The sequence below is a fragment of the Mesorhizobium sp. M0771 genome (assembly GCF_040320155.1).
In the GTDB taxonomy this organism is placed as follows: domain Bacteria; phylum Pseudomonadota; class Alphaproteobacteria; order Rhizobiales; family Rhizobiaceae; genus Mesorhizobium.
The window spans coordinates 1-17898 of the sequence record NZ_JAMYPC010000020.1; the positions used below are offsets into that span (position 1 = coordinate 1).

Sequence of the window (17898 nt, forward strand, 5' to 3'; positions counted from 1 at the left end):
AAAGCAAACCAAATCCGGGTGAACGCGTTGGATGCCATATGTATTAGAAACCACGAATAGATAAACGAATGTCTAAAAACTCCATTCCGATTCGACGTAGTCGAACGGGCTAGTCTAGGCGCAAGTTGCAGCGACCGCGCAACATCCTGTCGGAGGTTCCGCCCCAATCGACGAATGCGAAATATGCCGCTATCCCGAACTTTGTTGTCGACCAAGTGACATTTAAATGCCCCCTCTGCGAAGAAGCTATCGAGAAGACAGGGGACACCGCGCTGCCCGGTAAGGGGAAAGATCGGCTCACGCCGCCTCAGGAACTTTGTGCAATCCGTCCGGGGCTGGCTCTGAGGGCCACACACGCCCGAAACCAACCACTCCAGCCACGATCAGTCCGTGAGGCGCCCACGAAACAACGTGGTGCCGTCGGTCAGCTGCGACCTGGAGATATCCCGGAACCCAGCCCCGGCCATCCACCCGCGATACTGACCTTCCGTGTACGATTCGCCTGCGCGGTAAAGGTTCAGGAAGGTGAGATTGAGAAAGACACCCTCAGGCGGGCCGAGACGGTCGTCATCGACGACACCCCACCCCGCAATTGCGATCTCGCCTCCTTGGGTGAGGCAACGCGCCGCGTTCAGGATCGAACTGCGCGCCTGGTCCGGCGGCAGGACCTGGACGACAGCCTTCAGGATTGCCAAGTCATGCCGGCCGGTCGATGGAGCGACCGTTATGTCGCCTTCTTCGACAACCACATCGCCGGCACCGTATTCCGACAGGATCGCTGGTGCGACCGCTGCGACCGTCGGGAGTTCCATCAAAGTCGCCGCAATATGCGGCCATCGCTCGCGAAGTCCGACCAGAATGGTCCCGGCGCCGCCGCCGATGTCGATCACCGAACGGACCGCCGAGAGGTCCAGCTCACGGGCCAGATTCCGGCCGAAAATCACCCCTCCCGGTGCGAGCATGCGGCTGAAGGCCGCTGCGGATTCTGGCCCCGCTTCAGAAAAGTCATGCAGCGCGGCCGGCCGGTTCTGCCGCAGCGACTCTGCGGTCAAAAGGTCGGCTCCCCAGAGTTCGCGCAGCAGCACATGATCGCCGCCGCGATAGGTCGGCTTGGACGCGTCGAGAAACTTCGACGCTTCGGCTCCGTTGCGAAACTGACCATCCTTGACGTCGAGGAGACCGATGCTGGCGAGCGCGTAGAGGAGCCGCGACAGACGAGCGGGCTCGACTTTGAGCGCTGCCCCAAGGCTGTCGGCAGTCGCAGCATCGCCGCCGAGCCGGGTGAAGATGCCAAGGTCCAGCCCGGCACGAAGCGCCAAGGCGGGGGGCACCCCTGCGATCAGCTTGTCGATCCGATCGGAATCCACCATGTCATATCCCGTTGTGCGATCCAGGATCGACTTTGAACAGATCGGCCAACCTCGTCAAATCAGTTCGCCAGCGCGCCGCTCTCCGCGTCGAGCAGGTTCAGCTTGGCGGTATCGGGTTCGACGTAAAGCGTATCTCCGGGGCCAGCGCTGATCCTACCAGCGCCCGCGACCGTTGTGCGCCGGCCCGGCATACCTCAAAAATCCGGCTGTGATAATGGCTGGTCGCGCCTTCGGACGCTACGCAGGCAAGGCCAGCAGCGCCAGTCCGGCCAGCGCCGAGCCGGCCAATGTCGGCAGCATGCCGATCCTCAGTTTCAGCATGGCGACCATAGCGGCTGCCGCCAGTAGCGCGGCACGCCAATCCAGCGACGACAGCACCGGCACCTCCATGCCCAGGCCAACGCGGTGCACCGCGCCGAAGACGACATGCAGTGCGAACCACAGCGCAAGGTTCATCACCACGCCGACGACAGCCGCCGTGATCGCACTCAGCGCCGCCGACAGTGCCTTGTTGCCGCGCAGCGCTTCGATGTAGGGGGCACCGAGAAAGATCCAGAAGAAGCACGGCACGAACGTCACCCAGAGCGTCAGCAATGCGCCGAGCGATCCGGCGACAAGCGGTCCCATCGCACCGGCGTGCCGGTAGGCGGCGACGAAGCCGACGAATTGCAGCACCAGGATCAATGGTCCCGGCGTCGTCTCGGCCAGGCCAAGCCCATCGACCATTTCACCCGGCGCCAGCCAGCCGAACGACGTCACCGCTGCCTGCGCGACATAGGAGAGTGCGGCGTAGGCGCCGCCGAATGTGACCACCGCCATCAGGCTGAAGAAGCCGCCAAGCTGTGCCCAAACACTGGCAGGGCCGGTCAGCGCCAGGATCAGTACGACCGGCCCGAGCCAGATCGGCACCCAGATCGCGATGGTGCGCGGCGCGTGCCATTTCGTCGGCTTGGTGTGAGCGAGTTCGCCGCGTTCGAACATGACGTCGACGGCGCCCCTGACATCGGGCAAATTGTCCTTGCCGCGTGCGGCTCCGGAAAAACGCGCCGGTGCCAGGCGGTTGCCGATCCAGCCGGTCAGCCCTGCAACCAGGATGATCAGCGGAAACGGCAGCCTGATGACATAAATGGCAAGGAACGCGGCCACCGCGATCGCCATCATCACCCGGTTCTTGAGCGCCCGTTTCCCGATGCGGAGGACCGCCTCCACGACGACGGCCAGCACCGCCGCCTTGATGCCGAAAAACAGCGCCTCGATGACGGGCGCATCATTGTAAAGCACGTAGAAGATGCTGAGGCCCAGCATGACAAACGCACCGGGCAGCACGAACAGGATGCCGGCAACGAGGCCGCCGGCGGTCCGGTGCAGCAGCCAGCCGATATAGATGGCGAGTTGCTGTGCCTCGGGGCCTGGCAGAAGCATGCAGTAGTTGAGCGCATGCAGGAACCGCTGCTCGCCGATCCAGCGGCGATCCTCGACCAATTCCTTGTGCATCAGCGCGATCTGTCCGGCCGGCCCGCCGAAGGAGAGCAGGCCGATCCTTGCCCACAGTTTCGCGGCTTGGCGGAAGGTCGGGACGATCGGAGCCTCGGTAGCCTGTGCATCGTCGTCCGCGGCAAGGGCGCTCATGGCGCTTTGCCCGCGCTGGGCCAATTGTGGGTTTCGTCAGTGGCATCGCGGCACCATCTGAAGAACGCATCGTAGAGCAGCATGCCGGCATCAAGCTGTTCGAGATCGTCGCGGAACATGCGCGACAGCCCGAGCGATGCAGCGAGGAACCCGGCCGCCTGCGGTACGAGATCGAGGCGCGCCGTATCGGCTGCACGCACGATCAGCGCAAGGCGATCGAGCGCTTCGGACCGCAACCCGAACTCTTCGATCATCGTGTCGAAGGTGCAGCGCTCGCCGCGATGGCTCCAGAACACGTCGTCGATGTCGAAGGCAACCGCCCCAAACCGATCGGCGGCCGCCAGCACTTCAGACGGCTCGACAAACAGGAACACCGCCGAGGGATCGACGAAGCGGCGGATCAGCCAGGGACAGGCGATGCGGTCGACCTTGGGGCGGGCACGCGTCACCCAGACCGTGCGGCCCTTGTCGTCGCGGGGCGGTATCTTGTCGGCCTTGACCAGAAGTCCCTTGGCCGCCTGCCACGCCTCGAAGCCGCCTTCAAGGGATTCGGCAGCAATGCCCTCATGGCGCAGCCATGCGGCAACGCCTTGCGAAAGCTTCAGCCCCTTCTGGCAGATGACGACAGCATGAGCCCCCGTTAATTCGGCAGCCCAGCTCGAAACAGACTTGAAGTCGCGCCGGCACGAGGCCGGAAGCAGGCGCGGATCGGCGTCGTAGTCTTCGTCGATGCGGACATCGACAAGAACAGGCGCGTCGGACAGACCGACAAGGCGGGAAAGCTGCGCTACGGTGATTGCGGTTGTTGACGGCATGGCGTCCACCTCCAGAGTGAGAGTTTGGACGCGATCATTGGGCTGACGCCTCACGGGGTCGTCGCGAAGGAACCCCTTGCCACAATGCTGGATTGATCCTTCGTCTTTGTCAAGGAAAGAGCGGCGCCGGGGGACCGCGCCTACTGCGCCGTCCAGCCGCCATCCATCGGCAAAGTCGTGCCGGTAATCTGCCTGGCCGAGTCCGAGCACAGAAACAGCGTCAGCGCGGCGAGCTCCTCCACGGTGACGAATTGCTTCGTCGGCTGTGCCGCCAGGAGCACGTCGCGCTTGACCTGTTCCTCGGTCATGCCGCGCGCCTTCATCGTGTCGGGGATCTGCCTTTCGACCAGTGACGTCCAGACATAGCCGGGCGCGATGGCGTTGACGGTGATGCCGTCCTGCGCGACTTCCAGCGCTACCGTCTTGGTCAGACCCGCTATGCCGTGCTTGGCCGAGACGTAAGCCGACTTGAACGGCGAGGCGACCAGTGCATGCGCCGACGCGGTGTTGATGATGCGGCCCCATTTGCGCGCCTTCATGCCGGGCACCACGGCCTTGATCGCGTAAAAGGCGGCAAGCAGATTGATGCGGATGATGGCTTCCCACTTGTCGTCGGGAAACTCCTCGATTGGCGCGACATGCTGTATCCCGGCATTGTTGACCAGAATGTCGAGGCTGCCTAAGGCCTGCTCGGCTTCGCGCACCATGGCGGTCACCGCTGCGCCGTCCATCATGTTGGCGCCGGAGTAGCGGCACTGGACGCCGAAATCCTTCTCGATGCCGGCGCGCTCCTGTTCGATCGCCGCGGCTTCGCCAAGGCCGTTGATCGTGACGTTGGAGCCCTCGGCGGCAAGGGCGCGGGCAATGGCCAGGCCAATGCCGCTGGTCGATCCGGTGACGAGCGCATTCTTCGAAGAAAGGGAACCCATGGAGATCTCGCGACTGTTAGGAGGACTACAAAGGCACATAGTTTGTGCGCCGCAACATGACAATGCCATAACCATATGCCGGCGCCATCACAGCCCTAAAACGCGCTTTGCCGGCCTCGCCGAGCGCCGTCTCAAGGCTGACACGTCAAGGCTGGCACGGCAGTGTTATGGTGCGGCGCAACATAGTCGGCCGCGCATTCGCGCAGTCATTCCTGAAGCATCGATCCAACGAATCAGGGGGGCTGTAGCTTGAAATCGCCGATGTCGTGATGCGTGCCTATGCCATGCCGCTCACTAACCGTCCTTTCCGCCCGGCCCGTATCGCTTCTTCGACCGCGACGCCCTAAGCTATCCCGCAATCTCCAGTAGGGCCGATACCAGCAAGTGGCGTTCGTCGGCGGACAGCACGTCGGAATCGAAGAGGTTCATGCTGCGCAGCCCTTCGATGGCCAGAAAGCAGACCAGCAGCGTCTTGAGGTCCGGCGTCTCGCTCTTCAGCCGCTGCAGCAGCTGTGACTTGAAGGCTTTTATCGGCGTCAGGAAATCCGGATCCTCGGCGATCGCCGAGAATATCCACGAAGCCGTCGGCTTCGGCTCCTCACAATCATCCGCCGAGAGCCGGATATAGGTGGCGAGCAGGCTCTCGCCGCTGGCGCCGGCGACACGGCCCGATTCCAGCGCCAGTTCGAACGCGCGCAGGTAATTCTCCACCAGGCCCTGCATCAGTTTGGCCTTGGTCGGAAAGTTATATAACAGGCCGCCTTTCGACACGCCGGCGCGGCTGGCGACGGCGTCAAGCGACAGGCTGCCGGGACCGGTCTCGCGTGCGACATCGGCGGCGGCGGCGAGTATCTTGTCGCGCGAATTTGCCCTTTGGGTCTTCATCGATCCCTTCCCCCGCACCAGCCTAGGCGGAATTGACAAGACCGTCCAGACGGTACAGTAAGTTCGCCGTCATTTGTAATCGGGACCTGGCGTCGATAAGTGTCCCGCTATTCGGCTATTTTGCCGGACACCGGCCGAGGGGACAGTTCGTGAAGCGCTTCATCTCTATCACCGCAATTCTGCTTCTGCTCGCTCTGGTGTGCGTCGGCGTTGTCGGCTTCAACCTGTTCCGCGACAACGCTATCAAACAGTATTTCGCCACCATGAAGCCGCCGGCGACGACCGTATCGACGGTTGTCGTCAAGCCTTCCGACTGGACGCCGGGCGTCGAGGCGATCGGCACGGTACGCGCCGTGCGCGGTGTCGACCTTACCGTCGAGACCAGCGGCATCGTCAAGGACATCCTTTTCCATGCCAACCAGAAGGTGCCGGTCGATTCGGTCCTGCTGCAGCTCGACGATGCCGTCGAACGCGCGGATCTGGTCGCGGCCAAGGCGCAGTCCGTGTCCGACAAGACGGCGCTCGAACGCGCGCTGGAGCTGCAGCGGCGCGGCGTCGGAACGGATGCCACGCTCGACACCGCTCAAGCCGCTGCATCGGCCTCCGCCGCGCAGGTCAACAAGCTGCAGGCCGTGCTCGATCAGAAGCAGCTGACGGCGCCGTTCGCCGGCACCGTGGGCATCCCCAAGATCGACCTCGGCCAATATCTCTCGCCCGGCAACGCAGTGGTGACCTTGCAGGATCTGGACACCATGCGGGTCGATTTCTCGGTACCCGAACAGCAGCTGCCGCTGCTCAAGATAGGCCAGGCGGTGCGGCTCGGCCTCGGCGGCACCGGCGGCGGCGCCGACATGCCGTTTGCCGGCTCCATTCGCGGCATCGATCCCAAGATCGACGCTTCAAGCCGCCTGGTGTCCGTCCGCGGCGAGGTCGCCAACCCTGACGGCAAGCTGACGCCCGGCCAGTTCGTCCAGGTTCGCGTCGAGCTGCCGCAGGAGAAAAACATTCTGTCCTTGCCGCAGACGGCATTGACGTCGAGCCTCTATGGCGACTTCGTCTTCGTCGTCGTTCCGGCGAAGCCGGCGGAAGGCGCCCCAGCCGCGAAACCCGAGGAAAAGCCTGCCGCGGGGGCCGACGCAGCAAAGCCGGCGGCAGATGCAAAGCCGGCAGACGCGAAACCGGCTGCCGAAGACGCCGCGGCGAAGCCCGCGGACAAGCCGGCTGTCGACCCCGCGAAGCCCGCGGCAGAACCGGAAAAGCCGGCGCTCGTGCTGTCGCAGGTGTTCGTGAAGCCCGGCCGCCGCAACGACGGCATGGTCGAGATCATCGAGGGCATCAAGACCGGTGACGAGGTCGTCACCGCCGGTCAGAACCGTCTCTTCAACGGCATGTCCGTCGCTGTCGACAACACCATTGACCCCAGCAAGTCGGCTAACCAGCAGGCTCAGCAATGAACTTTTCCGACATCTTCATTCGCCGGCCGGTCCTCTCCACCGTCCTCGCCTGCATGATCCTGCTCCTGGGTTTCCAGGGCATCTTCAACCTGTCGATCCGGCAGTATCCCAAGGTTGACGAGACGGCGATCACCATCACCACCGCCTATCCCGGCGCCAGCGCCGACCTGATCCAGGGCTTTATCTCCGCCCCGATCGCGCGGGCCGTCGCCTCGACCGAGAACATCGACTACGTCACCTCGTCCAGCCGGCCGTCTTCGAGCACTGTGGTCGTCCAGATGAAGCTCGGCTCCAATCCGGATGTCGCGCTCACCGAGGTCCTGTCGAAGGTGCAGGGCGTACGCGGCACCTTGCCGGATGCATCCAAGGACCCGGTCATCGTCAAGGGCACCGGCCAAGAGTTCGCGATGATGTACATCTCGATGCAGAATCCGAACATGAGCAAGGAGCAGCTCACCGAATATATCGAGCGCGTCGTGCGGCCCCGCATGTCGACGGTCGAAGGTGTCGCCGACGTGCAGATCTTCGGCGCCGAGGAATATTCGATGCGGGTCTGGATCGACCCGGTCAAGCTTGCTGCGCGTGGCGTCACCGCCGCCGAAGTGCTGGCGGCGATCAACAACTCCAACTTCCTGTCGGCGCCCGGCAACACCGAGAACGAATATGTCGTCTCCTCGATCACGGTTCGCTCGACGCTGCAGACGCCTGAGGCCTTTGCCGAGCTTCCGCTGCGCTCGACGGACGGCCAGGTGGTGCGCTTGCGCGACGTGGCGCGAGTCGAGCTTGCCGCCGAGAGCACCGACACGAGGGTGAGCTTCAATGGCAAGCCCGGCACCTTCCTCGCCATCTTCCCGACGCCGGCCGCCAACCCGCTGACAACGGCGGAGGCGATCCACAAGATCGTGCCTTTGATTCAAGAGACGCTGCCGAAAGGCATGACCATCGAAATCGTCTACGATTCCACCGAACAGATCAGCGCCTCGATCGATGAAGTGTTCAAGACCATCGCCGAAGCCGTCGCCATCGTCGTCGTGGTCATCCTGTTGTTCCTCGGCTCATTCCGCTCGGTGATGATGCCGATCGTGACCATCCCGCTGTCGCTGGTCGGCGTCTGCTTTCTTTTGTTTGCGGTCGGCTATTCGATCAACCTTCTGTCGCTGCTGGCCATGGTGCTGGCCATCGGCCTTGTCGTCGACGACGCTATCGTGGTGGTGGAGAACATTCATCGTCACATGGAGGAGGACCACATGTCGCCGATGCAGGCGGCCTTCAACGGCATGCGCGAGATTTTCTCCGCCATCGTGGCCATGACCATCACGCTCGCCGCCGTGTTCGCGCCGCTGGCCTTCACCGGCGGCCTGACCGGCGCGCTGTTCCGCGAGTTCGCGGTGACGCTCGCCGGTTCGGTGGTGCTGTCCGGCCTCATAGCCGTCACCATCACGCCGATGATGGCGGCGCGTCTGCTCAAGGCGGGATCGCACAGTCGCTTCCAGCGCGTCGTCGACGGAACCTTCAGCCGTGTCGAGCATGTCTATGAGCGGGCGGTCACCGCCTCCTTGAGAAATCGACCGGTGACACTGCTGATGGTCGTGGCGCTGGTTGCGCTCACCGGCTTCATGTTCACCAAGACCTCGAGCGAACTGGCGCCGGAAGAGGACCAGGGCTTCCTGTTGTCGATCGTGACGGCACCGCGCTACGCGACCTCGGACTACACCGAGACCTACGTCAACCAGATCCTCGGCCTGGTGAAGGACATTCCCGAAACCAGGGCGCAATTCTCTGCCGTTGCCTTTGGCGGCGCCACCAACGGCGCCTTTGTCGGCTTCGCCTTCAAGGATTGGGCCGAGCGCCAGCGCAACTCAAAGGAGCTTCAAGCCGATATCCAGGGACGCCTCGGCAAGGTGGCCGGCGTCGAGGCCTTCGTCTTCGCGCCGCCGACGCTGCCGGGCTCCGGCGGCGGCCTGCCGATCTCCATGGTGGTGCGCTCGACCGGTGGTTCCGCCGAGGTCTACGAGGCGGCCGAGCAGATTAAGAACAAGGCGCAGGCCTCCGGCCGCTTCATCGTCGTGCAAAACTCGATGTCCTTTGACGCTCCGCAGGTGACGGTGACCATCGACCGCGACCGCGCGGCGGCTCTCAACCTGCCGATCGCCGACATCGGCCAGACGCTGACGCTGCTGGTCGGCGGCGCCGAAGTGGCTCAGTTCGACCGCGACTCCAACAGCTACGACATCATCCCGCAGGTGCCGAAGGAATTCCGCGACAATCCCGAGAAGCTCGGCGAATATTTCGTGCGTAGCGTGACCGGCGAAATGGTGCCGCTTTCAGCGGTAGTGAAGATTTCGACCAACGCCGCGCCGGCCGCGATCGAGCAGTTCAACCAGCTGAACTCGGCGACGATATCAGCGCTGCCGCTTCCCGGCGTCACCACGGGCGACGGGCTGCAGACCCTGGAGAACCTTGCCAAGGAGAGCCTGCCCGATACCTTCTTCATCGATTATTCCGGCCAGTCCCGGCAGGAGAAGGAGCAGGGCAACACGATCCTTATCGCGTTCGCAGCCGCCGTAATCGTCATCTATCTGGTGCTGGCGGCGCAGTTCGAAAGCTTCCGCGACCCGCTGATCATCATGATGGCGGTGCCACTGTCGATCTTTGGCGCCATCGTGCCGCTCAATCTGGGGCTTGGAACGCTCAATATCTACACGCAGGTCGGCCTGATCACACTGATAGGTCTGATCACCAAGCATGGCATTCTTCTGGTCGAGTTCGCCAACCAGCAGCGCGAGCTGCATGGCATGAGGCGGCGCGATGCGATCGTCGCCTCGGCCAAGGTGCGCTTGCGGCCGATCCTGATGACGACAGCGGCGATGGCGCTCGGCGTCGTGCCGCTGATCGTGTCCAGTGGTGCTGGTGCGGCGGCGCGCTATTCGATGGGCCTCGTGATCTTCACCGGCATCCTGGTCGGAACCATGTTCACCCTGTTCGTGGTGCCGATGTTCTACACCTTCATCGCCAGCAAGGACCTGCCGCACCACGCCGAAAAGCCAGACCCGAAGCTGATGCCGGTGCACGCGGACTGAGCTGCGAACGGCGTTAGCGAACAAACGAAAAGAGGCCGGAAATTTCCGGCCTCTTTTTTGACTGGATTGATTTACCGCGAAGCTCTGATGGAGCTTCAGGCGGGAACTTGCGGTGCGGCATGACCTGGCCGGCTGCGCTGCACCATCGCTCCAAACGCAGTCTGCTACTTGACGATGACGATGCTGGTGTTGGTCGGGCCGAAGGTTTCGACCAACTGGTAGAAGTCGGCGGCATTGTCGGGATGCAGCCGCACGCAGCCATGCGACGCCGGCCGTCCCAGCCGCTTGATGGCGTTGGTCGCATGCACGGCGTAGCCGCCGCTGAAGAAGACCGAATGCGGCATCGGCGCGTTGTCGTATTTCTTCGAATGCCACATCTCGTGCATGCGGGTCGGCTTGAACGAGCCGGTCGGCGTGACATGCGCACTGTCGCCGGTCGAGACCTTCCAGGCGAAAGTCGGCCGGCCATCGACCAGCACTTCCATGGTCTGCTGCGACAGCGAAACACGCGCCACGATCTGGTTTGCCGCGGCATGGGCGGTGCTGTTGGCGGTGCCAAGCAGAAGCGCGGCGCCGCCGGCTGCGGCGGTGACGTTGATGAGTTTGGCGGAAATGGCTTTGTACATGATGGCTCCTCTTTGCCGGTCCTGCCGGCGTCAATTCGGTGGCCGCCTTATCCCCGCGCCATGTTTCAGACTGACTTCGCTGAGGCTCGTTTGTGTTTCGAATCTGTTTCCTCTGGTTAACAAGCAAGGTGGACAAGGGAAGCGTGCTCCGCCTTCGCTGCGCACTCCCGATCACGCACCGCGCCCCCAAACGAAAGTGCTGATGTCCTTATATGAAAGAAGATTGGCTTCGCTCGAAACCGACTTGCAACAAAGCGCGGCCTGGGCGGCATGATCTGGTTACAGGCTCGCGGCACAGTCATCCCAACGAGAACAGCCGGCGCCAACGAAAATGAGCATCAAATCGACCACCCTGTCCTGGCTCTTCAGGATAAGCATCGCCGCATTTGTCGTCGGCGGCATCGGCACAGTAGCCGGCACCCCGATGACGAAACTGGCGGTGATGAATTCGGGTGAGATTTCGACGCTGCATGCCGCGCTGTTCATAGCCTTGGTCTGGATTGTCTCCAGTCTGCGCATCAACCGTCTCAGGGCCCTCTGGCGGGTCGGCCTCGGGTTGAAGTGGATGCGCGGCCCCTCCGGCAACTTGCTGCCGAGAGGACCGAAGGCCCGCGTCGCAACGGGGGGCTCCGTGGGCGACGCGGGCACTTCGGGTTTATCCTGAAGCACCCGCGGTTCTGATTTTTGGGGACAACCGATGAAGACGAAATCTGCAGCCTCCGTGCTTTCGGTACTGCTCTATGCACAAGGCCTGCTCGGCTTTGCCGGTCTCGCCACGGTTCTCCTGAAGGACCGCGCGCATGCCGCCAGCGAAATCGTAGTCGCCAGCGAATTGCCGTCGGGACCATCGCTTCTGGTGGTGCGCTGACGCCTATGCATGGCGCCCGAGATTGCGCAGCTTTTTTGGGCGAGCCGAGGAACAATCCAGCCTCCCGACCCTCAGTCGGCGCGCTGCGTCGGCGGGTCGAACCGGTAGCCTGCGCCGCGTATAGTTGTGATGGTTTCGGTGTCGAGCTTGCGGCGCAGCCGCACGATGCGCGAATCGATCGAGCGGTCGAAGGCATCGGCATTTTCGGCGGGCGCCGCCGCAATGATGTCGTCGCGCGTCAGCACCTTGCGCGGGCTGGCCAGAAACAGCCTGAGCAGCGCCACCTGGCCCGGCGACAGCTGTTCTTCCGTACCCGAACGGTGCATGACGATGGCCGACCGCAAATCGACGGTGGCATTTTCCAGCACGATCAGTTCCTGGGCGGACCTGCCGCGCCGCGTCAGCAGGCCGCCGATGCGCGCGGCAAGCTCCCTGACATTGAGCGGACTTTCGACGACATCTGCGGCGCCAAGCTCGAGCGCCAGCACCTTGTCGACCAGATCGGCCGGCCGGCAGATCAGGATGAAATCCGGCCCCGCCTTCCCGTCCGCGCTCTGGCCGCCGCCATAACGCCTGAGCAGGTCCCGCCCTTCCGCCTGGCTGAGGCTGTCGCCGACGATGACGATATCGATGCCTCCGGCCGAAAGCAGGGATTCAGCTTCCCAGGGCTGCCGCGCCTCGCGCACGTCATGGCCGCGCCGGTCGAGATGATCGGCAAGATCGCCGGCCACCACATCGGCGACGGAAACCAGCGCGATGACGGATCGTGCAGCCATGTTTTTCTTCCCGTTCCCCCGCAACCGGATATGAGTGCTGGACATCATGTTTATACCCAATCTACTTTCCGCTGAAAGCGGGAGCGAGGCCATAGTGCGGGCACGGATTGTCATCGTCGAGGACGAGCCCGATCTCCGGGACGCGGTCGCCGAGTATCTCGGCGCCAACGGCTACGATGTGACCCAGGCCGGAAGCGCGGCCGAGGCGCGCGCCTTGCTGGAGACGGAATCGTTTCATTTGGCCATTCTCGACATCGCCATGCCGGGCGAGGACGGACTGTCGCTCGGCCGCTGGCTGCGCTCGAAAATACCGGTCGGCATCATCTATGCCACGGCTGCCGGCACCGCACTCGACCGCATTGTCGGGCTGGAGCTTGGCGCCGACGACTACATCGTCAAGCCCTACGAGTTGCGTGAGGTGCTGGCTCGTGTGCGCAGCGTGCTGCGCCGCGTTCCGCAGCCGAGCCCGCCCCAGGCGGCGAAGACACAAGCCGATGGCGGCCGCCGCCTGACCTTCGGCCCGTTCCAGGCCGACCTCGACGGCAGGCTTGTCACCGGCGCCAACGGCGCCGTCATCGACATGGCCAAGAGCGAGTTCGATGTGCTGGAGGTTTTCCTGACCCGCGCCAACCGGCTGTTGACGCGATCGGCGATCTCCGAGGCGATTGGTTTTGTTGAGGATCCTGAATCGTCGCGCGCCGTCGACATTCGCATCATGCGGCTGCGCAAGAAGATCGAAACCGATCCGGCCAATCCGAAATTTTTGCGCACAGTGCGCGGCGAAGGCTATATCTTCTCGCTGCCGACCGGTGACGGGCACTAGAGCAATTACAGGAAAAGTGTACGCGGTTTTCCGCCCGGAATTGCGTAAAAACAAAGAGATAGAGGCTTCTCCGTTTCCGTGAAACGGTGAAACGCTCTAGCAATTCCAGGAACAGTGCGTAGCGATTTCCGTTCGGGATTGCATTGAAACATGGAGCGTTTCACCTTTTTCGTGAAATGCTCCATAGCTGCCTAATTCGACGGCCCTTTACTGATGGCTGACATGACCGCTGAACCAGCACCACGTATGGACCCGCAAGGCGCTCGCCAGAGCGCCGCGATGGCGGCTGTGCGCGTCGTCCGCCGGTTGCGCGATGCCGGCGACTGGCAGCGCGAGATGGAAACCATCCTCGAAACGCTCTGCAGCGCCATGAATTGCCAGCGCGGCATCCTGTTCAGGCTGCGCGAATTGCCCGGCCAGGGCTTCGCCCAATCGGTCGCCGCCTACTGGATCGATCCTCGCTTCGGCGGCGAACTGGCTTCGCCGACGGTGATCATGCAGTCGATCGTCGATACCGATCCGCTGCTGGAGCGGATTGGAGAGGACGAGCGGCAAGGCAAGATCTTCGCCGGCCATACGCGCGATCTCGACGGGTTCCTCAGGGCCGATTTCGAAAAGCAGCACATCAAGTCGTTCCTGTCGGTATCGGTGTTCGCGCACGGTCATCTGTGGGGCACGTTCGCGGTCAATGACTGCCTAAACGAGCGCGAATGGACCGAAGAGGAAGAGGCGACGATGCACATCATCGCGCTCGCCATCGGCGACGCCATCGAGCACTCGCCGTCCGACGCCCATGCCAGCGAAGTCATCCGCCGCACCATGCTGCAGGCGTCGCTCGACGCCATCATCGTCATCGACGAGACCGGCTCGATCATCGAATTCAATCCGGCCGCCGAAAAGATGTTCGGCTATCAGCGCAGCGACATCCTCGGCAAGGACCTGCTCGATACCGTGGTGCCGGAATATTACCGCAAGGGCTATGTCTCGGGCGCCGAATACATGTCTGGCCGCGGCGCGCCGATGGTTGGCCAACGGCTTGAGACCGTGACACAGAATGCGGCCGGCGAGGTGTTTCCCATCGAATTGACGGCGACCGAGATGCGGGTGGCTGACCGTCAGCTCATCTTCGGTTCGATCCGCGATCTGCGCGATAAGCTGCGCGCCGAAGAAGAGATCAACCGCCAGCGCGAAAAACTGCACCAGAACGAGAAGATGGCGGCGATGGGTTCACTGCTGGCCGGTGTTTCGCACGAGCTCAACAACCCGCTCGCCGTGGTCGTTGCGCAGTCGACGCTGCTGCATGAATTCGCCACCGACCCGCAGACCAAGGTTCGCGCCGAGAAAGTGCGCGCCGCTGCCGAGCGCTGCGGCCGCATCGTCAAAAGCTTCCTGTCGATGGTGCGCCTGCATCCGGCGGCGCAGGCCGAGACCGATCTCAACCAGGTGATCCGCGCCGCACTCGAAGTAACCGCCTATGGCGCACGCTCGAGCGGCATCATCATCGACACCGATTTCGCGCCCGGCCCGCTGCTGGCGATGGCCGATGCCGACCACGTCACGCAGGTGGCCGCCAATTTCCTGATCAACAGCCAACACGCTCTGGCCGGTATCGGCGGCGACCGCCTGATCAAGGTGCGGACATTCCGCAGCGATCGCGGCAACCCCGGGTTTTCGGTCGAGGACAACGGACCGGGCATTCCCGAGGCGATCCGCAGCCGCATCTTCGAATCCTATTTCACCACCAAGCCGGTCGGCGTCGGCACCGGCATCGGCCTGTCGATCTCGAAATCGATCGTCGAGCGCCACAACGGCAATATCTGGTTCGAGGAGGTGCTGCCGCGTGGCGCGCGCTTCGTCGTCCAGCTGCCGGTAATCACCGGCGGCGCGGCAGCAGCCGGCGACAGCCCGGCTCGTTCCAGCGGCTTGCGCCATGCGCTGATCATCGACGACGAACCCGACGTCGCCGGCTCCCTCTCCGACATCCTGGAACTGATGGGTATCAAGTCGCGGGTCGTGCCGGCCTGGACGTCGGCGGCGGCGACCTTGACCGGCCACATGCCGCCAGACATCGTCTTTTCCGACTTGCGCATGCCCGGCACCAGCGGCATTGCCATCTACCGCGAATTGCTCGCCGACAACCTGGCGCTGGCCAAACGCTTCGTGCTGGTCACCGGCGACCTGATCGGCGCCAAGGCCGAGATCGAAGCCTTGCCGGCGCCGCAGCGCCCGCAAATCCTGGAAAAGCCGTTCTCGACGCTGGACGTCCGCGGCGTACTCTCGGCAATAGCCGACCAGGTCGCCGCCGCCGGCTAAGTTTTCGGAAGCACCCATGTAGGGTCTATCGAGATTCGGGTCAGGCCGAGTCGAGAATGGTGGTTCCCGAGAACCGGAGCGGAGCGTACTTGAAGTACGCGAGCACCGGAAGCGCAGGGAACCTCCATGCGCAGGCCGGCCTCACCCGAATATCGATAGGCCCTAAAAAAGAGGCTCCCGACCGAGGGAAGCGGCGGGAGCCAAGAACGAGCGCGGGAGGAAGCGCTCGGGAGGTTCAGAAAACGTTGGGTGTCGTGGTCAGCGGCGCTGCGTTGGCGATCATGCGGACGGAACGCGCCTTGTGCACGCCGGACTGGGCGGCGATGACGCGCAGGCACTCCGCGCTCTCGGCGCCCCAGGCCTGACCCTGGCAGGCAAAATCGATTTCCGGCTCCGGCAGCCGGGCGGTCTTGATGGTGGTCGGCGCGCCCTGGACAACATTGGCCGGCGGGTTGAGCGAAGCAAAAGCCGGACCGGAAGCCGGTGTCAGGAACATGACGGCCAGAGCGCAGGCGCCCAGCATGGAGAACATCGCAACCGGATGGTCGCTGGCGCGCTGACGCAGTGCCAGTTTGGCGCGTCGTTCGTTGCTAGTGATCTCGACTTTCGTATGCATTGCTGCTCCCCTTCGTTTTCTTATGAAACGAACCTAAGCGCGCCTGGTAACGGGCGAATGATGCGCTTGGCTTGCCCGCGTAACAGGTTTGAAACAAGAAATTCGGGCATATCCGGACAGATCCGGTCATGTGCCGACGGCAAGATGCGTTTGCGAAGCTGTTTCATCCGGGCAATCAAATGTTGACGACAGGCGGGCCGCGAACGCACCAAGCCCGCTTCCTGTCGGCCGCACTATGAACAAGCTCACACTGCGGATCGAATTTGCGGACGCCAGGTATTTTCGTCTCGGAGCGGGCCGTGTTTGCAAGCTCGGCACGGCCAAATCCGCATGCCGGACAGCTATTTCACGCCCCCGGTTAACGCCCGGATATTCCGGGATTTTCTGGCTTTCAGCTGGTCCTGTTGTGCCGACTTGAAAAGTTGTGATTTCTACAAGCCATTGCATTTCAATGTAAAATATGGTTTTATTGAATGAGTATTCAATAAAAGAAGAGCTTTTTTATGAACCCGCATCTCCGTGACGTGGCGATCCCCAATGATTGGGACCGGCGGGGTCTGCCGGGCTGGAGTTATCACTCCGACGCGCTTCTCGAACTTGAGAAGGAATACGTCTTCCGCAACCATTGGCAGATCGCCGGCCATGTCTGCGACGTGCCGAATGCCGGCGACTATCTGACTATGGACGTGGTCGGCGAGCGGGCGCTCATCGTGCGCGGCAAGGACGGCGTCGTGCGCGCCTTCAACAACATGTGCCGGCATCGCGGCAGCCGCGTCGTCGCCGACAGCCAGGGCACCTGCAAGAACGCGCTGGTCTGCCCGTTCCATGGCTGGGTCTACAATCTCGACGGCACGCTGCGCGGCGCCGCCCGGCCGCGCTCCTTCCCCGAGCTCGACAAGACCGAATTCGGCCTGATGCCGCTCGACCTTGAGATATGGATGGGCTTCATCTTTGTCCGCTTTCGCAAGGGCGGCCCGCAGCCTTCGGTGGCCGAACTGTTGAAGCCGATCGAGGCCGAGATGGCACACTACAACGTGGCCGAGATGGTGCCGTCCTGGGGCATCTGGACACAGAAAACGCCGGTCAACTGGAAGTCGGTGCGCGACGTCGACAATGAAGGCTACCACGTCGCCATGGCGCATCCGGCGCTGCAGGATCTCTACGGCTCGACCTATTTCGACGAGCCGTTCATCAACGGCGTGTCGCGCTCGTTTGCCACCTACAATCCGCATGCCGGCCGGCGCTGGAGCGTGCGCGAATACATCAAGCTCACGCCCGATGCCTCACACCTGCCGGAGCATCTGCGCAGGGCCTGGATCTATTACGGCATCTTCCCCAACAACGCGCTGTCGATCATGCCGGAATCGGTGCAGTTCTATCAGGAGTTCCCGCTGTCGACCGGCGAGACGCTGCTGCGCGGCGCCATCTACCGCTACCCCGACGAGACCCGGGAACAGGCGGCCGCCCGCTATCTCGCCTACCGCATCGACCGCGATACCATGAACGAGGACGTGCAGCTTTCCGTCTGGTCAAACGAGTCCATGATCTCGGAGGCCTTCGAGGGTTTTTATCTCTCCGACCTCGAATACGGTGTGCGCACCCACCACGACCATCTGCGCAAGCAGATCCCGGTGCTGGGCCTGGAGACGGCGCCGGAGGAGAAGGACATGTGGAACCTCAATGAGGCTATGCGCTCGCAGGTGTAGGGGCGGAA

At 63.0% G+C, this 17898-nt stretch carries 15 protein-coding genes; 7 read left to right on the plus strand and 8 right to left on the minus strand.

Features of this window, described 5'->3' with window-relative positions; translation table 11 throughout:
- Nucleotides 1-383: 383 nt before the first annotated feature.
- From NKI05_RS25365 to NKI05_RS25385, 5 genes are all read right to left on the minus strand, one after another.
- Nucleotides 384-1370, minus strand: coding sequence for a methyltransferase (locus NKI05_RS25365; protein ID WP_023751680.1), 987 nt, complete (start codon nt 1368-1370; stop codon nt 384-386).
- Between the two features lie 237 nt (nt 1371-1607).
- Complete coding sequence (gene chrA / locus NKI05_RS25370; protein ID WP_023751679.1) at nt 1608-2999, minus strand: chromate efflux transporter; 1392 nt, start codon at nt 2997-2999, stop codon at nt 1608-1610.
- Entirely contained in the window at nt 2996-3814 is an 819-nt protein-coding gene (locus NKI05_RS25375) for a chromate resistance protein ChrB domain-containing protein (protein ID WP_023748367.1), read from the minus strand. Before NKI05_RS25375 ends, chrA begins: the two co-directional genes overlap by 4 nt.
- 140 nt (nt 3815-3954) lie before the next feature.
- A complete protein-coding gene (locus NKI05_RS25380; RefSeq protein WP_023670056.1) occupies nt 3955-4743 on the minus strand; it encodes a 3-hydroxybutyrate dehydrogenase in 789 nt (262 codons plus the stop codon).
- Between the two features lie 348 nt (nt 4744-5091).
- A complete protein-coding gene (locus tag NKI05_RS25385; RefSeq protein ID WP_023670057.1) occupies nt 5092-5628 on the minus strand; it encodes a TetR/AcrR family transcriptional regulator in 537 nt (178 codons plus the stop codon).
- 149 nt (nt 5629-5777) lie between these two features.
- Here NKI05_RS25385 and NKI05_RS25390 point away from each other — a divergent pair, with 149 nt between their 5' ends.
- Both NKI05_RS25390 and NKI05_RS25395 read left to right on the plus strand, forming a co-directional pair.
- Nucleotides 5778-7082, plus strand: coding sequence for an efflux RND transporter periplasmic adaptor subunit (locus tag NKI05_RS25390; RefSeq protein WP_023708598.1), 1305 nt, complete (start codon nt 5778-5780; stop codon nt 7080-7082).
- Entirely contained in the window at nt 7079-10162 is a 3084-nt protein-coding gene (locus tag NKI05_RS25395) for an efflux RND transporter permease subunit (RefSeq protein ID WP_023696405.1), read from the plus strand. Before NKI05_RS25390 ends, NKI05_RS25395 begins: the two co-directional genes overlap by 4 nt.
- Before the next feature lie 164 nt (nt 10163-10326).
- On the opposite strand, the gene NKI05_RS25400 is transcribed toward NKI05_RS25395, so the two are convergent.
- Nucleotides 10327-10788 (minus strand): L,D-transpeptidase, encoded by a 462-nt coding sequence (locus NKI05_RS25400; protein ID WP_023683946.1) that lies wholly within the window; start codon nt 10786-10788, stop codon nt 10327-10329.
- Between the two features lie 331 nt (nt 10789-11119).
- Here NKI05_RS25400 and NKI05_RS25405 point away from each other — a divergent pair, with 331 nt between their 5' ends.
- The gene (locus tag NKI05_RS25405) at nt 11120-11452 is read left to right on the plus strand and encodes a hypothetical protein (RefSeq protein ID WP_023670061.1); all 333 of its coding nucleotides are present in this window, start codon (nt 11120-11122) and stop codon (nt 11450-11452) included.
- A 33-nt stretch (nt 11453-11485) separates the two neighbouring features.
- Complete coding sequence (locus NKI05_RS25410; RefSeq protein WP_023670062.1) at nt 11486-11656, plus strand: hypothetical protein; 171 nt, start codon at nt 11486-11488, stop codon at nt 11654-11656.
- Between the two features lie 71 nt (nt 11657-11727).
- Here the strand turns inward: NKI05_RS25410 and NKI05_RS25415 are convergent, their stop codons facing one another.
- The gene (locus NKI05_RS25415; protein ID WP_023670063.1) at nt 11728-12432 is read right to left on the minus strand and encodes a response regulator transcription factor; all 705 of its coding nucleotides are present in this window, start codon (nt 12430-12432) and stop codon (nt 11728-11730) included.
- Between the two features lie 94 nt (nt 12433-12526).
- Between NKI05_RS25415 and NKI05_RS25420 the strand changes: the two genes are divergently transcribed.
- Both NKI05_RS25420 and NKI05_RS25425 read left to right on the plus strand, forming a co-directional pair.
- Entirely contained in the window at nt 12527-13255 is a 729-nt protein-coding gene (locus NKI05_RS25420) for a response regulator (protein WP_023670064.1), read from the plus strand.
- A 222-nt stretch (nt 13256-13477) separates the two neighbouring features.
- Nucleotides 13478-15568 carry a hybrid sensor histidine kinase/response regulator gene (locus tag NKI05_RS25425; RefSeq protein ID WP_023670065.1) on the plus strand — a complete coding sequence of 697 codons (2091 nt, stop codon included), beginning with the start codon at nt 13478-13480 and terminating at the stop codon, nt 15566-15568.
- Between the two features lie 235 nt (nt 15569-15803).
- Here the strand turns inward: NKI05_RS25425 and NKI05_RS25430 are convergent, their stop codons facing one another.
- Nucleotides 15804-16184, minus strand: a complete 381-nt coding sequence (locus NKI05_RS25430; RefSeq protein WP_023670066.1) for a hypothetical protein — start codon at nt 16182-16184, stop codon at nt 15804-15806.
- Nucleotides 16185-16687: 503 nt separating this feature from the next.
- On the opposite strand from NKI05_RS25430, the gene NKI05_RS25435 reads away from it, so the two are divergent.
- Entirely contained in the window at nt 16688-17890 is a 1203-nt protein-coding gene (locus NKI05_RS25435) for an aromatic ring-hydroxylating oxygenase subunit alpha (RefSeq protein ID WP_023696407.1), read from the plus strand.
- Nucleotides 17891-17898 lie beyond the last annotated feature (8 nt).

Coding starts and splice junctions, on each gene's coding strand:
- NKI05_RS25365 (WP_023751680.1), bottom strand. CDS start 1,370: ATGGTGGATTCCGATCGGATCGACAAGCTGATCGCAGGGGTGCCCCCC.
- chrA (WP_023751679.1), bottom strand. CDS start 2,999: ATGAGCGCCCTTGCCGCGGACGACGATGCACAGGCTACCGAGGCTCCG.
- NKI05_RS25375 (WP_023748367.1), bottom strand. CDS start 3,814: ATGCCGTCAACAACCGCAATCACCGTAGCGCAGCTTTCCCGCCTTGTC.
- NKI05_RS25380 (WP_023670056.1), bottom strand. CDS start 4,743: ATGGGTTCCCTTTCTTCGAAGAATGCGCTCGTCACCGGATCGACCAGC.
- NKI05_RS25385 (WP_023670057.1), bottom strand. CDS start 5,628: ATGAAGACCCAAAGGGCAAATTCGCGCGACAAGATACTCGCCGCCGCC.
- NKI05_RS25395 (WP_023696405.1), top strand. CDS start 7,079: ATGAACTTTTCCGACATCTTCATTCGCCGGCCGGTCCTCTCCACCGTC.
- NKI05_RS25400 (WP_023683946.1), bottom strand. CDS start 10,788: ATGTACAAAGCCATTTCCGCCAAACTCATCAACGTCACCGCCGCAGCC.
- NKI05_RS25405 (WP_023670061.1), top strand. CDS start 11,120: ATGAGCATCAAATCGACCACCCTGTCCTGGCTCTTCAGGATAAGCATC.
- NKI05_RS25410 (WP_023670062.1), top strand. CDS start 11,486: ATGAAGACGAAATCTGCAGCCTCCGTGCTTTCGGTACTGCTCTATGCA.
- NKI05_RS25415 (WP_023670063.1), bottom strand. CDS start 12,432: ATGGCTGCACGATCCGTCATCGCGCTGGTTTCCGTCGCCGATGTGGTG.
- NKI05_RS25425 (WP_023670065.1), top strand. CDS start 13,478: ATGACCGCTGAACCAGCACCACGTATGGACCCGCAAGGCGCTCGCCAG.
- NKI05_RS25430 (WP_023670066.1), bottom strand. CDS start 16,184: ATGCATACGAAAGTCGAGATCACTAGCAACGAACGACGCGCCAAACTG.
- NKI05_RS25435 (WP_023696407.1), top strand. CDS start 16,688: ATGAACCCGCATCTCCGTGACGTGGCGATCCCCAATGATTGGGACCGG.